Here is a 15,309-nt window from a genome sequence, read left to right on the forward strand (position 1 = left end):
CGAGGGCCGCTTCCGTCCTGGAAGCGGCCCTCGTGTGCGTACCGGGTGGCTCAGGCCTGCGGCGGACGCGTCATCGACAGGACGTCGAGGGCCGTGTCGAGCTGCTCCTCGGTGACCTCGCCGCGCTCGACGAAGCCGAGGTCGAGCACGGCCTGACGCACCGTGATGCCCTCCTTGACCGCGTGCTTGGCCACCTTGGCGGCGGCCTCGTAGCCGATCGCGCGGTTGAGCGGCGTGACGATCGACGGCGACGACTCGGCCAGCGCGCGGGCGCGCTCGACGTTGGCGGTGATGCCCACGATCGTCTTGTCCGCCAGCACGCGCGACGCGTTCGACAGCAGGCGGATGGACTCCAGCACGCCCTGCGCGATCACCGGGATCTGCACGTTCAGCTCGAAGGAGCCGCTCGCGCCGGCCCACGCCACGGTGGCGTCGTTGCCGATGACGCGCGCGCACACCATGAGCACGGCCTCGGGGATGACGGGGTTGACCTTGCCCGGCATGATCGAGGAGCCCGGCTGCAGGTCGGGCAGCGCGATCTCGCCCAGGCCGGTGTTGGGGCCGGAGCCCATCCAGCGCAGGTCGTTGCAGATCTTGGTCACGGAGACCGCGATGGTGCGCAGCGCGCCCGACAGCTCGACCAGGCCGTCGCGGGCCGACTGCGCCTCGAAGTGGTCGCGCGCCTCGGTCAGCGGCAGGCCCGTGTCCTGCGCGAGCAGCGCGATGACCCGCTGCGGGAACCCGGCGGGGGTGTTGATGCCGGTGCCCACGGCGGTGCCGCCCAGCGGGACCTCGGCGGCGCGCGGCAGCGCGGACTGCAGGCGCTCGACGCCGTAGCGGATCGCGGCGGCGTACCCGCCGAACTCCTGGCCGAGGGTGACCGGGGTGGCGTCCATCAGGTGCGTGCGGCCCGACTTCACGACGGTGGCGTACTCGTCGGACTTTGCCTGCAGCGCGTCGGCCAGGTGCGTGAGCGCGGGGATCAGGTCGTTGACCACACCCGACGTCGCGGCGACGTGCACCGAGGTGGGGAACACGTCGTTCGAGGACTGCGACGCGTTGACGTGGTCGTTCGGGTGCACGTCCTTGCCGAGCGAAGCCGTGGCGAGCGTCGCGAGCACCTCGTTGGTGTTCATGTTCGACGACGTGCCCGAGCCGGTCTGGTAGACGTCGACCGGGAAGTGGCCGTCGTGCTTGCCGGAGGCGACCTCGTCGGCCGCGGCGACGATGGCGTCGGCGATGTCCTGGTCGAGCACCCCGAGCTCCGCGTTCGCGGTCGCGGCGGCCTTCTTCACGCGGGCGAGGGCCTCGATGTGGCCCCGCTCCAGCGGGGTGCCGGAGATCGGGAAGTTCTCGACGGCACGCTGCGTCTGCGCTCGGTACAGGGCGTTCGCGGGGACGCGGACCTCGCCCATGGTGTCGTGCTCGATGCGGTATGCGGCGTTGGTGTCGCCGGGCTCGGACGAGCCCGACGAGACGACGGTGTCAGCAGTCATGGGTCTATCGTGCCGCAGGCTCGGGCGGGTGACGCATCCCAGCGCGTGACTCGTGTCACCCCGGCCCGCCCGAGCCCTCGGTCACCCGGCGGTCAGGGCCGCTCGCCGACCTCGCCGATCACGTTCACCATGCGCGCGCTGCCCTCGGCCAGGTCGTACTCCAGCCCGACGACGGCGCACCGGCCCTCCTTGACGGCGTCGGCCAGCGCGGCCGAGTAGCCGTGCAGCATGTCGACGGTGTGCTTGACGTGCTCGCGGCGCAGCACGTTCTGGTCGGACAGCGCGGTCATGGCCTGGGCCGGGTCGCCCGAGGTGATGTTCGCGATGGACGGGATGACGCGGTCCACGACGGCGCGCACGAAGCCCGGGGGCTGCTCGCCCGTGGCGAGCGTGTGCGCGGCGGCGGCGACCGCCCCGCACGAGTCGTGCCCCAGCACCACCACGAGCGAGGCGCCGAGCACCTCGACCCCGTACTCGATCGACCCGACCACGGTGGTGTCCACGACGTGCCCCGCGGTGCGCACCACGAACACGTCGCCCAGGCCCTGGTCGAAGATGATCTCCGCGGCCACCCGGGAGTCCGAGCAGCCGAAGATCACGGTGTGCGGGTGCTGCGCGGCCTGCAGCTCACGCCGCCGGTCCGCGTTCTGCGACGGATGCGCGGGGGTGTCCGCGACGAACCGCTCGTTCCCCTCCCGCAGCCGCGTCCAGGCCTCGCTGGGGCTGAGCTGATCCGGGTTCATCGTGGTGCTCACAGGCCGACCTCCTGACGACGCGGCGGGTTGGCGCCCGCCCGGGAAACGGTGATGGCGGCGACGGCGACGCAGCGGTCCAGCAGCCGCCGCACCGTGGCCGTGGCGACGGCGTTCAGCGCGTCCCGCCGGGCGGCGCCCAGCAGGTCGTGCTCCCAGAGGCCGTCGATCAGGGCGCCCATGAACGAGTCGCCGGCGCCCACGGTGTCGACCACCTCGACGCTCGGCGCCACGGCCTCGACCTCCCCGGCGTCGGACACGGCCACCGCGCCCTTGCCACCGAAGGTGACGACCACCAGTGCGGGCGTGCCGCGCTGCCAGTCGCGGGCCACGGCCACCGGGTCGGTGCCCGGGTAGAGCCAGGCCAGGTCCTCGTCGCTCACCTTGACCACGTCCGAGAGCTGCACGAGCGCCTCGACCCGAGGGCGCACCTCGTCGGCCGGGCCCATGATCGCGGGCCGGGCGTTCGGGTCGTAGGTCGTGGTCGACGTGGCCCGCGCGGCCTCGAGCACCTGCCGCACCTGCGCGGCGCCCGGTTCGAGCATCGCCGCGATCGAGCCGGTGTGGACGGCGAGCGCGTCGCCCGCCGCGGCGTCCGGCAGCGCGCCCGCGGGGACCTGCCAGGTGAGGTCGAAGTCGTAGCTGGCCGAACCGGCGTCGTCCAGCGTGGCCACCGCGACGCTGGTGCGCTCCGCGCCGTCGCTGCCCTCGACGAGGCCCACCTGGGACTCCGCGAGCCAGCCGCGCACGAGGTCGCCCCGCGCGTCGGCTCCGAGCCACGTCGCGAGCCGGACCTCCCGGCCCAGGCGACCCAGCGTGAGGGCCACGTTGGCGATGCTGCCGCCGGGATGCTCGGCCGAGGAGCCGTCGGGCCGGCGCACCTCGTCCACCAGGGCCTCGCCCACGGCGAGGACGTGCGCGCTCACTCGACGTCCTCCGGCGAGTCGGCCGCCGCCGTCGACGCGTTCTGCGCGGCGGCGAGGCGCTCGCGGGCGCCGTCGAGCCACTCCTGGCAGCGAGCGGCCAGGGCCTCACCACGCTCCCAGAGCGCGAGGGACGCCTCCAGCGGCTCGCCGCCGGCCTCCAGCCGGCCGACGACCTGCACGAGCTCGTCGCGCGCCTGCTCGTAGCTGAGGGAGGCGACGTCGGGCGCGTCCTTCGTGGGATCGGTACCGGTCACAGCATCTGTACTCACGGGGAACAGTCAACAGCACACCGCCGACATCCGGGGTCCGCTGTCCACAGGTTCGACAGGCGACCCCGGCCGGCGGCGCAGAATCAGTTTGGTCCCGGCCGGTCCGGCATCGGACCATGGTGACCCATGGGCCATCTAGAAGTCGCGCACGCCGAGTACCACCTGCCGGACGGCCGGACCCTCCTGGGGGACGTCTCGTTCCGCGTGGGCGAGGGCAGCGCGACGGCGATCGTCGGCCCCAACGGTGCGGGCAAGACGACGCTCCTGCGCCTCATCACCGGCGAGCTGGAGCCGCACGGTGGCTCCGTGGTGGTCAGCGGCGGGCTCGGCGTGATGCGCCAGTTCGTGGGCTCGGTGCGCGACGAGACCACGGTGCGCGACCTGCTCGTCTCCGTCTCGGACGCGCGCCTGCAGCAGGCGGCCCGCGCGGTCGACGAGGCCGAGCACGCGATGCTCACCGTCGACGACGAGGACGCCCAGATGGCGTACGCGCAGGCCCTGTCGGACTGGGCCGAGGTGCGCGGCTACGAGGCCGAGACGCTCTGGGACGTGTGCACCATGGCCGCGCTCGGCGTGCCGTACGACCGCGCACAGTTCCGCGAGGTGCGGACCATGTCGGGCGGCGAGCAGAAGCGGCTCGTGCTGGAGGCGCTCCTGCGCGGCACCGACGAGGTGCTGCTGCTCGACGAGCCGGACAACTACCTGGACGTGCCGGGCAAGCGGTGGCTGGAGGAGCAGCTCAAGGCCACCCGCAAGACCGTCCTGTTCGTGTCGCACGACCGGGAGCTGCTCTCGACGGTGGCCGACCGCATCGTGTCGCTGGAGCCCGGCCCGGCGGGGGCCGACGCCTGGGTGCACGGTGGCGGCTTCGCGACGTTCCACGAGGCCCGGCGCGAGCGGTTCGCGCGGTTCGAGGAGCTGCGCCGGCGCTGGGACGAGAAGCACGCGCAGCTCAAGAAGCTCGTGCTGACCCTGCGCAACCAGGCCGCGAGCAGCCCCGACATGGCCTCGCGCTACCGGGCGGCGCAGACCCGGCTCAAGAAGTTCGAGGAGGTCGGCCCGCCGCCCGAGCCGCCGCGCGAGCAGGACATCACGATGCACCTGCGCGGCGGGCGCACGGGCCTGCGGGCCGTGACCTGCGAGGGGCTGGAGCTCACGGGGCTCATGAAGCCGTTCGACCTGGAGATCTTCTACGGCGAGCGGGTCGCGGTGCTGGGCTCCAACGGGTCGGGCAAGTCCCACTTCCTGCGGCTGCTCGCGGGCGGCGATGTGGCGCACACGGGCTCGTGGAAGCTCGGGGCGCGCGTGGTGGCCGGCCACTTCGCGCAGACGCACGCGCACCCCGAACTGTTCGGCCGGGCGCTGCTCGACATCCTGTGGGAGGACCACGCGCAGGACAAGGGCAAGGCGATGGCACGGCTGCGGCGCTACGAGCTCACGGTGGCGGCCGAGCGGCCGTTCGACCGGCTGTCAGGCGGTCAGCAGGCCCGGTTCCAGATCCTCCTGCTGGAGCTCGCGGGCTCGACGGCGCTGCTGCTCGACGAGCCCACCGACAACCTCGACCTGGAGTCGGCCGAGGCGCTGCAGGAGGGCCTGGAGTCCTTCGACGGCACGGTGCTGGCCGTGACCCACGACCGCTGGTTCGCGCGGTCGTTCGACCGGTACCTGGTCTTCGGCTCCGACGGCATCGTGCGCGAGACCCCGGAGCCGGTCTGGGACGAACGGCGGGTCGAGCGGGAGCGCTGAGCGGCGCCTGTCACAGATCCGGGGTGCTCCCGGTCGAACACGTGACGGGCCGTCCCGGCCCGTCCGCGAACATCGCCAACCAAGGAGCACACCATGAAGATCGTGGTCATCGGCGGCACGGGCCTCGTCGGCAGCCAGGTCGTGAAGAATCTGGAGGCGCACGGGCACGAGGCGGTCGCCGCGGCGCCCCAGACCGGCGTGAACACCCTGACCGGTGAAGGTCTTGACGAGGTGCTCGAGGGCGCGCAGGTGGTGATCGACCTCAGCAACTCGCCGTCGTTCGCCGAGGAGGACGTCACCAACTTCTTCCGCACCTCGACGACCAACCTGCTCGAGGCGGAGAAGAAGGCCGGCGTGCAGCACCACGTGATCCTCTCGATCGTGGGCGCCGACGGCATCGACTCGGGCTACATGCGCGCCAAGATCGTGCAGGAGGACCTGGTCAAGGCCTCCGGCTCGGGCTGGTCGATCGTCCGGTCCACGCAGTTCTTCGAGTTCCTCGCCTCGATCGCCGACACGGCGACCGTCGACGGCGTCGTCCACATCGCGCCCGTCCGCTTCCAGCCGATCGCCTCGGCGGACGTCGCCAGGTTCGTCGGCCGGACCGCCGCGGGCACGCCGCTCGGCGCGACCATGGAGATCGCCGGCCCCGAGACCTTCGGGTTCGACGAGATCGTGCGCAAGCACCTCGCCTCGAAGGACGACCCCCGCGAGGTGCGCGCCGACCCGAGCGCGACCTACTTCGGGGCGGAGCTCAAGGACGCCGAGCTCGTCCCCGCGGGGGAGGCCCAGCTCGGCGAGGTCAGCTACGAGCAGTGGCGGGCGGCTCAGGCGTAGCCTCCCCGGTGCCCGCCTCCGGCGCGGCCTGGTCCGCCCAGGCCCGCCGGAGCGGCGCCATCTTGTCGGGGTTCATCTGCCACATCAGCTCGTGCACGCCCGCGTCGGACACCACGACGGACAGGACGCCGACCAGCGCGCCGTCCCGCTCCATCGCGAAGCCCTCGGCACCGTTGACCTCGATCGGACGCGTGGTGATGCCCGCCCAGAACTCCTCCGCGAACGACGACAGGACCCGGGCCACCTTGGTCCGGCCCTGGACCGCGACCCGGGCGACGTGCTTGGCCCGGCCGTTGCTGTCCGCGCGCGTCACGACGTCCTCGGCGAACAGCCGCTCCAGCCGGGCGACGTCGCCCACCCGGGCCGCGGCGAGGAACGCCGTGAGCAGCTCACGGCGGGCCGTGTCGCTCACCGCGTTCGTGCGCTCCGAGGCGAGGTGCTTGCGGGCCCGGCTCACGAGCTGGCGGGTGGCGGTGGGGGAGACGCCCACGATCTGGGCGATCTCCGGGTACCCGTAGTCGAACGCCTCACGCAGCACGTACGCGGCGCGCTCCGTGGGGGAGAGCTTCTCCAGCAGCACCAGCACCGCGACGTCCAGGGCCTCGGCGCGTTCCGCGCCCAGCGTCGGGTCCGCGCTCGTGTCCACCGGCTCCGGCAGCCACGGACCGACGTACGTCTCGCGGCGCGACCGCGCGCTCTGCAGCACGTTGATCGCCAGCCGGGTCGCCGCCGTCGTCAGGAACGCCTGCGGGTTGACGACGACCGACCGGTCCGTCGTCTGCCACCGCACCCAGGTCTCCTGCACCACGTCCTCGGCCTCCGCGGCGGAGCCGAGCATGCGGTAGGCGATGCCGAACAGCCGGCGGCGGGCCGACGCGAAGACCTCCGCGGCGTCATCGAGCGTGTCCACATCGCCTGTCATCGTGCTCTCCCGGGTAGTGCAGGTCTCGTGCCTTCCCGACCGTAACCGACGAAATGTGCTTGGGACGGGTTCGACGGCGGGCGAACATGTTGCCATGACCACACCCGACCCGATCTTCGTGGATCCCCGCCTCGCGCGCCTCTACGACGCCTTCGACGACGACCGCAGCGACCTCGACCTGTACGCCGGCCTCGCCGAGCGGCTGGGCGCCCGCAGCGTGGTCGACGTCGGCTGCGGCACCGGCGTGCTCGCCCTGCTCCTGGCCGCGCGCGGCCTCGCCGTCACCGGCGTCGACCCCGCCGCCGCATCCCTGGAGGTGGCCCGCCGCAAGCCCGGCGCCGAGGACGTCACCTGGGTCGAGGGCGGGGCCGACGCCGTCGCCGGGCTGGGCCTCGCGGCCGACCTCGCGACGATGACCGGCAACGTGGCGCAGGTCTTCACCGGCGACGACGACTGGGCGCGGGCGCTCGCGGCGGTCCACGACGCGCTCCGGCCCGGCGGCGTCCTCGTCTTCGAGACCCGGGTCCCCGCGCGCCAGGCCTGGCTCGGCTGGACGCGTGAGAACGGGTCGGCCCGCCGCACGATCCCCGGCGTCGGCGAGGTCGAGACCTGGACCGAGCTGCTGGAGGTCGCGCTCCCGCTGGTCACCTTCCAGCACACCTACCGCTTCCCGCCCGGCCTGTTGCCCGACGGCGACGTGGTCACCTCGGTCTCGACCCTGCGGTTCCGGGGGCGCGACGAGGTGGAGGCGTCGCTGGCCGCCGCCGGGTTCACGGTCGAGGAGGTGCTGGACGCGCCCGACCGGCCGGGCCTGGAATGGGTGTTCGTGGCCCGCCGGGGCTAGGGGCGCGGCGCGTCCTTTACATGGCAGCGCCATGTCATAGGATTCCCGCATGGCGAGGCAGAAGGACCCGGCGGTGCGCACGCAGCTCCTGGAGCGTGCGGCGCGGATGCTGCGCGAGCGCGAACCGATCACGCTGCGGTCGCTCGTCGACGGGACCGGGGTCTCGACGATGGCGGTCTACACCTACTTCGGCGGGATGGACGGCGTGTGGCGCGCGCTGCGCCAGGAGGGCTTCACGCGGCTGGCGGCGCGGTTCGAGGCGCTCGTCGTGCCGGAGGACCCCGTCGAGGACCTCGTGGCGGGGGTGGCGGCCTACGTCGTCAACGCGCTCGAGTTCCCCGACCTCTACCGGGTCATGTTCGACGCGACCGTCGAGCTCGAGGACGTCGCGGCCGCCGAGGCGACCCTCGGCTACCTCGTGCGCGCCGCGGGGCGGTGTCGGGACGCGGGGCGCATCGCCGAGGACGCCGACCCCGAGCGGCTCGCCACCGAGGTGTGGACCGTGAGCCACGGGATCGTGTCGCTGGTCGTGAGCCGGGTCGCCTCCCGGCGCACGCTCGCCTCGGGGGTTCCCCTGCTCACCGCGGTGATCGTCGCGGCCGGCGACGATCCCGCGGTGTGCCGGCGCTCGGTCGAGGCCGGCTGGGTCGCGCTGCGGCCGCCTCGGGGCGGGGCGCCTCGGGGCCGGACGGTTCAGGGCAGCACGGCGATGGCGTCGACCTCGACCACGTAGCCGGGCGCGGCCAGCGCGGTGACGCCGATCCACGTGCTGGGTTGCTGGAGCTCGACGCCCAGCGTCGCGGCAGCCCGCTCGCGCCCGACGACGAACTGCTCGGCCTTCTCGGCGTCGAGGTCGACGATGTAGACGGTGACCTTGGCCAGGTCGGCCGCCGTCGCCCCGACCGCGTCGAGCGCGGCGGCGATGTTCAGGTAGGCCTTCTCGGCCTGCGCGGCCACGTCGTCCCGGCCCACGAGATTGCCCTCGGTGTCCCACGACACCTGGCCGGCGAGGTAGATGGTGCGCGAACCCTGCGTGTCGGCCACCTGGTGGTGGACGTCGACGCGGTTGACACCTTCGGGGTGCACCAGCTTGACGGTCATCGCCCTGCTCCTTCTTCTCCACGGTCTGCTCGAACGCCTAAAACATAACACTGCAATGCTATGTTATCGAGAAGGTGTGGCCAGGATCACGCCGGCCGGGCGGGCGGCGAGCCCGACCGGCGCGGGCCGAGCGGCGGAGGAGGCCCGGCTCAGTCGAGGTTGCGGAAGAAGTCGCGGATGTCGTTCGCGAGCAGCTCGGGCTCCTCCATCGCGGGGAAGTGCCCGCCCTCGGCGAACTCGCTCCAGTGGCTGACGGCGTTCCACGGGTCCAGCGCGCGGCGCATCAGCGGGTGGGTGTCGAACACCGCCCAGGCCGCGGGCACGCCCGAGGGGGCGATCCAGTCGAGGCCCGAGTGCTCGGCCTCGTAGTAGAACTGCGCGCTGGAGGCGCCGCTGCGGGTGAACCAGTACAGGCTGACGTTCGTCAGGAGCTGGTCGCGGTCGACCGACTCGTCCGGCGTCGGACGGGCGGGGTTGGTCCAGGTCTGGAACTTCTCGGCGATCCACGCGAGCTGGCCCACGGGGGAGTCGACCAGGGCCGCGCCGATCGTGTCGGGGCGGTGGTTCTGCATCTCGAAGTAGCCGCGCTCGGCGCCGTCCTTGGCCCGGACGGCCTCGATCTGCGCGATCTCGTCCTCGGTCAGGCCCTCGGGGTAGGGGAACTTGTCGCCGACCATCCCGAGCGACCTGCCGTCACTGCCCACGTGGGTGCCGATGACTCGCTCGGGGTAGAGCGCGGCCAGCCGGCCCGTGGTGCCCGCGCCGATGTCGGTGCCGTGCGCGGCGAACCGTTCGTAGCCGAGCCGCGTCATGATCTCGGCGTAGGCCTCGGTCGTCCGCGCGACCTCCCAGCCCGTTCCCGACAGCGGCGTCGAGAACCCGAAGCCCGGCAGCGACGGGATCACCACGTGGAACTCGTCGGTGAGCAGCGGGATCAGGCGCTGGTACTCGACGAACGAGCCCGGCCAGCCGTGGCTGAGGATGATCGGGGTGGCGTCCGGGTTGGCCGAACGCACGTGCACGACGTGGAACGTCTGGCCGTCGACGACGGTCGTGAGCTGCTCGTAGGCGTTGAGCGCCGCCTCCTGCGCGCGCCAGTCGAACCCGTCGCGCCAGTACTCAGCGAGCTCCGTGAGGTAGGCCTGCGGGATGCCGCGGCTGAAGTCCGCGCGGTCGTCGCGGCCGGGGACGGGGACGGGCCGCCGCGTGCGGGCGAGCCGGTCGAGCAGGTCGTCGAGATCGGCCTGGGGGATGTCGATGCGGAACGGGGTGAGTGCGGTGTTCTCGGTCATGACAGCTACCTTTCCAGGAGAGGCGGACAGGTTCTGTCCGCTACTTCGATTCGCCTGAGGCAGGCGTTGCGAGGCTTTCCAGGCCGCGCCGGGCGTCCTCGAGCCCGCGCTCGTTGTCGCGCTGGTCGCGGACGCCGGTCAGGTCACGCTCGGTCAGCCGCCGGGCGAAGTACGCCCCCTGTACCGCGAAGCGGAACCGGCGGAACGCGTCGAGGTGGCGCAGCTCTGACCCGTCGAGCGGGCCCGCGGCCGCGTAGGCGTCCAGGAACGCCCCCGCTCGCTCCGGCCCGCCGAGATACATCACGGCGGAGGCGACGTCGTACAGCACGGGGCCGCGGCACGCGCCCGTCCAGTCGATCAGGCCGACGGCGTCGGCGGCGGCGTCGTACCGGAACGCCTCGGGCGCGGGATCGGTGTGCAGGACGGACCAGGTGACGGTCAGGCCGTCGGTCGCCTCGCGGGCCGTGTCCACCGCGCGAGGGAGCCAGGGGTGGTCGCGCACACCGGGCGCGTCCGCCGTCAGCCAGCCGAAGAACCCGGTGGCGCCCGGTTCCTGTCGTGCGGGGGCGCCGGCGTGGTGCACCTGGGCCAGGGTGGCCCCGATCCAGCGCTGCTCCTCGACCGTCGTCCCGCCGAGCTCTCGGCCGGGGACGTGCTCGAGGAGCGCCAGCCGCTCGCCCGGTGCGACGAGCGCGCCGAGCACGGTGCGCACCGGCCTGCCGGTGGTCAGGCCCGCGCGCCCCAGCTGCTCGGCGACCGAGCATCCTGCGGCCAGCAGCTCCACGTCCGCCGCGGAGACCCGCTTGGCGACGTAGGAGGTGTCGCCCGCACGAACCAGCCACGTCCTGGAGTTCATGCCGCCGTCGATCGCCGTGACCGCCGTCGCGTCCAGTCGCCAGTGGTTCAGCAGGGCCGTGCCGAGTGCCTGAGCGTCCATCTCGCCACCTTCACACCGGCTGGTGCGCCGGCCTAGGGAATAGTCGCGGTGACCTCCGCGTCGAGCGCGCCCTGCGCCAGGCGCACGTGCACGCCCGCCCCGACCGTCACGTCGTCGGGACGGCGCACCACGTGGCCGTCCGCGCGCTGCACGACGGCGTAGCCGCGCTCCAGGGTCGAGGCGGGCGACAGCGCCCTGACCTGGGCGCCGAGCCGGCCGATCTCGCCGCTCGCCCGCAGCAGCAGCGCGTCGAGGGCGTGCCGGCCGTGCCGGATCGCCTGGAGGACGTCGCGTTCGCGCGACTCCAGCATCGTCCGCGGCGTCGCGAGGACGGGGCGCGAGCGGACGCCGTCGAGCCCGCGCTGCTCGCGGTCGAGCATGGCCGCGACAGCGCCGCGCATGCGGGAGCGGGCCTGGTTCAGGCGGAGCCGTTCCTCGGAGACGTCGGGCACGATGCGCTTGGCGGCGTCGGTGGGGGTGGAGGCGCGGTAGTCGGCGACCAGGTCGAGCAGCGGTGCGTCGGTCTCGTGCCCGATGGCGCTGACCAGCGGCGTGCGGACCTGCGACACCGTGCGCACCAGCGACTCGTTGCTGAACGGCAGGAGGTCCTCGACCGAGCCGCCGCCGCGCGCCACGACGATGACGTCGACCCGCGGGTCCTGGTCGAGCTCGGTGATGGCGTTCGACACCTCGCGGACGGCGTTGACGCCCTGCACAGCGACCTCGCGGATCTCGAACCGCACCTGGGGCCAGCGGGCGCGGGCGTTGACCACGACGTCGTGCTCCGCCTTGGACTCGCGCCCGCACACCAGCCCGACGACGGCGGGCAGGAACGGGAGGCTGCGCTTGCGGGAGGCGTCGAACAGGCCCTCCGCGGCGAGCACCTTCTTCAGGGCCTCGATCCGGGCCAGCAGCTCGCCCACGCCGACGGCCTTGATCTCGTTCGCCTGCATCTGCAGGGTGCCGCGCTTGGTCCAGAAGACAGGCTTGGCGTGCACCACCACGTGGTCGCCCTCGGCCGGCGGCTGCGCCAGGGTGCTCAGCACGCGCGAGAAGATCGTCACGGGCAGGGACGCGTCGGCGTCCGTGTCGCGGAGCGTCAGCCACTGCATGCCGGAACCGGGCCGCAGGTTGAACTGCACCACCTGGCCCTCGACCCAGACCGGCGGCATCTTGTCGATGTAGCCCTTGATCTTCTCCGAGAGCACGCGCACCGGCCAGGGACTGGTGGGCGTGGTGTCGAGCGCCTTGCGGGGCAGCTCGGTCGGGAGGGTCTGCTGGGTCGGTTCCGTCACGTGTCCAACCCTGCCACCCACCACCGACACAAGCCCTCCGCACACCGCCCCTAGACTGATCCTGTGAGTGTCACGAGCCCTGAGCGCCCTGCCCGGACCAAGACGAAGCGCGTCCTGCTGGCTGCACCCCGTGGTTATTGCGCCGGAGTGGACCGCGCCGTGGTCGCCGTCGAGAAGGCCCTGGAGACCTATGGCGCACCCGTGTACGTGCGCAAGGAGATCGTGCACAACAAGCACGTGGTCGAGACGCTGCGCGAGCGCGGCGCCATCTTCGTCAACGAGACCGACGAGGTGCCCGAGGGCAGCCGGCTCGTGTTCTCCGCGCACGGGGTGTCGCCCGCCGTCCGCGCCTCGGCCGTGGCGCGGAGCCTCGACACGATCGACGCGACCTGCCCCCTGGTCACCAAGGTGCACAAGGAGGCCGTGCGGTTCGCCAAGGACGACTACGACATCCTGCTGATCGGGCACACCGGTCACGAGGAGGTCGAGGGCACCGCCGGCGAGGCGCCCGAGCACGTGCAGGTCGTCAACTCGCCCGACGAGGTGGACCAGGTCGTGGTGCGCGACCCCGACAAGGTCGTGTGGATCTCGCAGACCACGCTCTCCGTGGACGAGACCATGGAGACCGTCCGCCGGCTGCGCGAGAAGTTCCCGTCGCTGCAGGACCCGCCCAGCGATGACATCTGCTACGCCACGCAGAACCGCCAGGTCGCGGTGAAGAAGCTGGCGCCGGACTGCGACCTGGTCATCGTGGTCGGCTCGGCGAACTCGTCCAACTCGGTGCGGCTGGTCGAGGTGGCGCTCCAGTCGGGCGCCGCGGCGTCGTACCGCGTGGACCGCAAGACGGAGATCAAGGACGAGTGGCTGGAGGGCGTCACCACGGTCGGCGTGACCTCGGGCGCCTCGGTCCCGGAGATCCTGGTGCAGGACGTCATCGCGCACCTCGCGGAGCACGGCTTCGGCACCGTGGACGAGGTGCGGACCGCCACCGAGGACCTGATGTTCTCGCTGCCGCGCGAGCTGCGCGCCGGCCTCAAGGCCGCGGGTGAGGAGACCAAGCGCCCGCGCCGCGAGGCCCGCAAGGAGCTCCCGCAGGCCTGAGCGCGGGTGCCCGGCTGAGCGCGGGTGCGCTGCTGCCTGGCTGAGCGCTGCTGCCGGGGCGCGGGGTGGTCGGCGGATCAAGTGGTCGGTAGATCGGGTGGTCGGTAGAACGTCAGGTGGTCGGCAACCCGGGTGGCCGACCACCTGACGTTCTACCGACCACCCGGATCCGGCCGGGGCGCGCTCCCCGCGCCGCGCTCAGCCCGGCCCGCGTCCCGCTCAGCCCGGCCCGCGCCGCGCTCAGCCCGGCCCGCGCCTAGCCCGGCTCGCGCCGCGCTCAGCCCGCCGCGCTGTCCTTTGCCTCGCTCTTGGCGGCGGCGTCCTCGACCGCCTCCAGCGCGCGCCGGTCGGACACCGCGAGCTCGGTGACCTCCAGCGCCTGGACCAGGATCCCGTCGGTCTCCTGGTCCTGCGCCCGGTCGATCGCGACGACGCCGCCCTCCTCGGCGGCCAGCAGCTCGGGCTTGGTGATCGGCCGCGGCACCTCCTCGATGCCCCGGATCTCCTCGATGCCGTCCTTCTCGTCGACCACGTCGAGCTCGACCATCCGGCGGGCCGACGTGAGCACGTTGCGCTCCAGCGAGCCGATCATCTGGTTGTAGCTCTTGGTCGCCGACTCCAGCGCGCGTCCCGTCCGGGTGACGTGGCCGGTCATCGTGACGAGGCGCGCGTACAGCTCCTTGCCGACGGTGAGCACGCGCTGCGCGTTCTCGGCGAGGGCCTCCTGCCGCCAGGCGTAGGCGACGGTGCGCAGCAGCGCGAGCATCGTGGTGGGCGTGGCGATGATGACGTTCTTCTGCGCCGCGTACTCCAGCAGCTCGGGGGCACGCTCCAGGGACGCCGACAGGAACGCCTCGGCGGGCACGAACATCACGACGAACTCCGGCGCCGGCTCGAACTGGTTCCAGTACTTCTTGCCGGCCAGGTCGTCCACGTGCTTGCGCATGTGCCGCACGTGCGCGTCGAGGCGCTGCTCGCGGTACGCGGCGTCGTCGGACTGCTGGGCCTCCAGGAAGCCCAGGAACGCGACCTTGGAGTCGACGACGACGCGCTTGCCGCCGGCGAGGTTGATGACCATGTCCGGGCGGAGGACGCCGTCCTCCGTGGTGACCTGCGCCTGCTCGGTGAAGTCGACGCGGTTGATCATGCCCGCGGACTCCACGACCTTGCGGAGCTGCAGCTCGCCCCACGCGCCGCGGGTCTGCGACGAGCGCAGCGCCGTGACCAGGTCGGCCGTGCCGTTGCGCAGGTCCGTCGACACCTCGGCGACGTTGCGCATCTGCTCGACCAGGGCGCCCTGACCCTCGATGCGGGCCTTCTCCGCCTGGAGCACCTCGCTGCGCACCAGCTCGACGGCCTTGGTCAGCGGGTCCACCAGCGACTTCACGGCCTGCTCGCGCTGGGCGAGGGCCTGCTCCCCGGCCGACGCCGACCGCTTGAGCCGCTCCTCCGCCAGCTCCAGGAACCGCTTGCTGTTGGCGTCCAGCGCGTCGCCGGCGAGCGCCTGGAACTGGCGCCGCGCGTGCTCCTGCTCGGTGCGCGCGGCCGCGATCTGCTCGGCGGCGCGCTCCCGTGCGTCGGCGATCTGCTCGTCCGCCCGGTCCCGCGCGGCCTCCACCTGACGTTCGGCCGACTCGACCTGGGCGCGCAGCCGCACGGCCTCCAGGTCCGCCTCGCGCACGGCCGAGGTGCTGCGCTGTGCGTGCCCGAGCCACCCCAGCAGCGCACCGACGACGAGGGCGCCGAGGGCCAGCAGAATCGTTGCGGCGATGTCCATGGGCGACAGGCTGC

At 72.8% G+C, this 15,309-nt stretch carries 15 protein-coding genes; 5 read left to right on the plus strand and 10 right to left on the minus strand.

Annotation, left to right across the window (positions count from 1 at the left end; translation table 11 throughout):
• Nucleotides 1-50: 50 nt before the first annotated feature.
• The 4 genes from ACZ7LE_RS06260 to ACZ7LE_RS06275 form a co-directional block, all read right to left on the minus strand.
• The gene (locus ACZ7LE_RS06260; protein WP_470402443.1) at nucleotides 51-1,496 is read right to left on the minus strand and encodes a class II fumarate hydratase; all 1,446 of its coding nucleotides are present in this window, start codon (nucleotides 1,494-1,496) and stop codon (nucleotides 51-53) included.
• 92 nt (nucleotides 1,497-1,588) lie between these two features.
• Nucleotides 1,589-2,239, minus strand: a complete 651-nt coding sequence (locus ACZ7LE_RS06265) for a carbonic anhydrase (RefSeq protein WP_470403285.1) — start codon at nucleotides 2,237-2,239, stop codon at nucleotides 1,589-1,591.
• 8 nt (nucleotides 2,240-2,247) lie between these two features.
• The gene (locus tag ACZ7LE_RS06270) at nucleotides 2,248-3,174 is read right to left on the minus strand and encodes a carbohydrate kinase family protein (RefSeq protein ID WP_470402444.1); all 927 of its coding nucleotides are present in this window, start codon (nucleotides 3,172-3,174) and stop codon (nucleotides 2,248-2,250) included.
• Nucleotides 3,171-3,443 (minus strand): exodeoxyribonuclease VII small subunit, encoded by a 273-nt coding sequence (locus ACZ7LE_RS06275; RefSeq protein WP_470402445.1) that lies wholly within the window; start codon nucleotides 3,441-3,443, stop codon nucleotides 3,171-3,173. Before ACZ7LE_RS06275 ends, ACZ7LE_RS06270 begins: the two co-directional genes overlap by 4 nt.
• A 126-nt stretch (nucleotides 3,444-3,569) precedes the next feature.
• Here ACZ7LE_RS06275 and ACZ7LE_RS06280 point away from each other — a divergent pair, with 126 nt between their 5' ends.
• Together ACZ7LE_RS06280 and ACZ7LE_RS06285 are read left to right on the plus strand one after the other, a co-directional pair.
• Nucleotides 3,570-5,189: an ABC-F family ATP-binding cassette domain-containing protein gene (locus ACZ7LE_RS06280; RefSeq protein WP_470402446.1), complete on the plus strand. Its 1,620-nt coding sequence runs from the start codon at nucleotides 3,570-3,572 to the stop codon at nucleotides 5,187-5,189.
• Nucleotides 5,190-5,282: 93 nt separating this feature from the next.
• Nucleotides 5,283-6,026, plus strand: a complete 744-nt coding sequence (locus tag ACZ7LE_RS06285) for an SDR family oxidoreductase (RefSeq protein ID WP_470402447.1) — start codon at nucleotides 5,283-5,285, stop codon at nucleotides 6,024-6,026.
• Here ACZ7LE_RS06285 and sigJ read toward each other — a convergent pair.
• Nucleotides 5,992-6,948: an RNA polymerase sigma factor SigJ gene (sigJ, locus tag ACZ7LE_RS06290; protein WP_470402448.1), complete on the minus strand. Its 957-nt coding sequence runs from the start codon at nucleotides 6,946-6,948 to the stop codon at nucleotides 5,992-5,994. The two genes, ACZ7LE_RS06285 and sigJ, sit on opposite strands and share 35 nt — an antisense overlap.
• 94 nt (nucleotides 6,949-7,042) lie before the next feature.
• Between sigJ and ACZ7LE_RS06295 the strand changes: the two genes are divergently transcribed.
• A complete protein-coding gene (locus ACZ7LE_RS06295; protein WP_470402449.1) occupies nucleotides 7,043-7,792 on the plus strand; it encodes a class I SAM-dependent DNA methyltransferase in 750 nt (249 codons plus the stop codon).
• 49 nt (nucleotides 7,793-7,841) lie between these two features.
• Nucleotides 7,842-8,525 (plus strand): TetR/AcrR family transcriptional regulator, encoded by a 684-nt coding sequence (locus ACZ7LE_RS06300; protein ID WP_470402450.1) that lies wholly within the window; start codon nucleotides 7,842-7,844, stop codon nucleotides 8,523-8,525.
• Here the strand turns inward: ACZ7LE_RS06300 and ACZ7LE_RS06305 are convergent.
• The 4 genes from ACZ7LE_RS06305 to xseA form a co-directional block, all read right to left on the minus strand.
• Nucleotides 8,486-8,893: a RidA family protein gene (locus ACZ7LE_RS06305; protein ID WP_470402451.1), complete on the minus strand. Its 408-nt coding sequence runs from the start codon at nucleotides 8,891-8,893 to the stop codon at nucleotides 8,486-8,488. The two genes, ACZ7LE_RS06300 and ACZ7LE_RS06305, sit on opposite strands and share 40 nt — an antisense overlap.
• Before the next feature lie 149 nt (nucleotides 8,894-9,042).
• Entirely contained in the window at nucleotides 9,043-10,185 is a 1,143-nt protein-coding gene (locus tag ACZ7LE_RS06310) for an epoxide hydrolase family protein (protein ID WP_470402452.1), read from the minus strand.
• Between the two features lie 40 nt (nucleotides 10,186-10,225).
• On the minus strand, nucleotides 10,226-11,122 hold the full coding sequence (locus tag ACZ7LE_RS06315) for a phosphotransferase enzyme family protein (RefSeq protein ID WP_470402453.1): 897 nt from the start codon (nucleotides 11,120-11,122) through the stop codon (nucleotides 10,226-10,228).
• 32 nt (nucleotides 11,123-11,154) lie between these two features.
• Nucleotides 11,155-12,417 carry an exodeoxyribonuclease VII large subunit gene (gene xseA, locus ACZ7LE_RS06320; RefSeq protein ID WP_470402454.1) on the minus strand — a complete coding sequence of 421 codons (1,263 nt, stop codon included), beginning with the start codon at nucleotides 12,415-12,417 and terminating at the stop codon, nucleotides 11,155-11,157.
• A 63-nt stretch (nucleotides 12,418-12,480) separates the two neighbouring features.
• On the opposite strand from xseA, the gene ACZ7LE_RS06325 reads away from it, so the two are divergent.
• Entirely contained in the window at nucleotides 12,481-13,518 is a 1,038-nt protein-coding gene (locus tag ACZ7LE_RS06325; protein ID WP_470402455.1) for a 4-hydroxy-3-methylbut-2-enyl diphosphate reductase, read from the plus strand.
• 277 nt (nucleotides 13,519-13,795) lie between these two features.
• Here the strand turns inward: ACZ7LE_RS06325 and rmuC are convergent, their stop codons facing one another.
• Nucleotides 13,796-15,295 carry a DNA recombination protein RmuC gene (gene rmuC / locus ACZ7LE_RS06330; RefSeq protein ID WP_470402456.1) on the minus strand — a complete coding sequence of 500 codons (1,500 nt, stop codon included), beginning with the start codon at nucleotides 15,293-15,295 and terminating at the stop codon, nucleotides 13,796-13,798.
• Between the last annotated feature and the right edge of the window lie 14 nt (nucleotides 15,296-15,309).

Source organism: Promicromonospora sp. NPDC110617 (assembly GCF_055598465.1).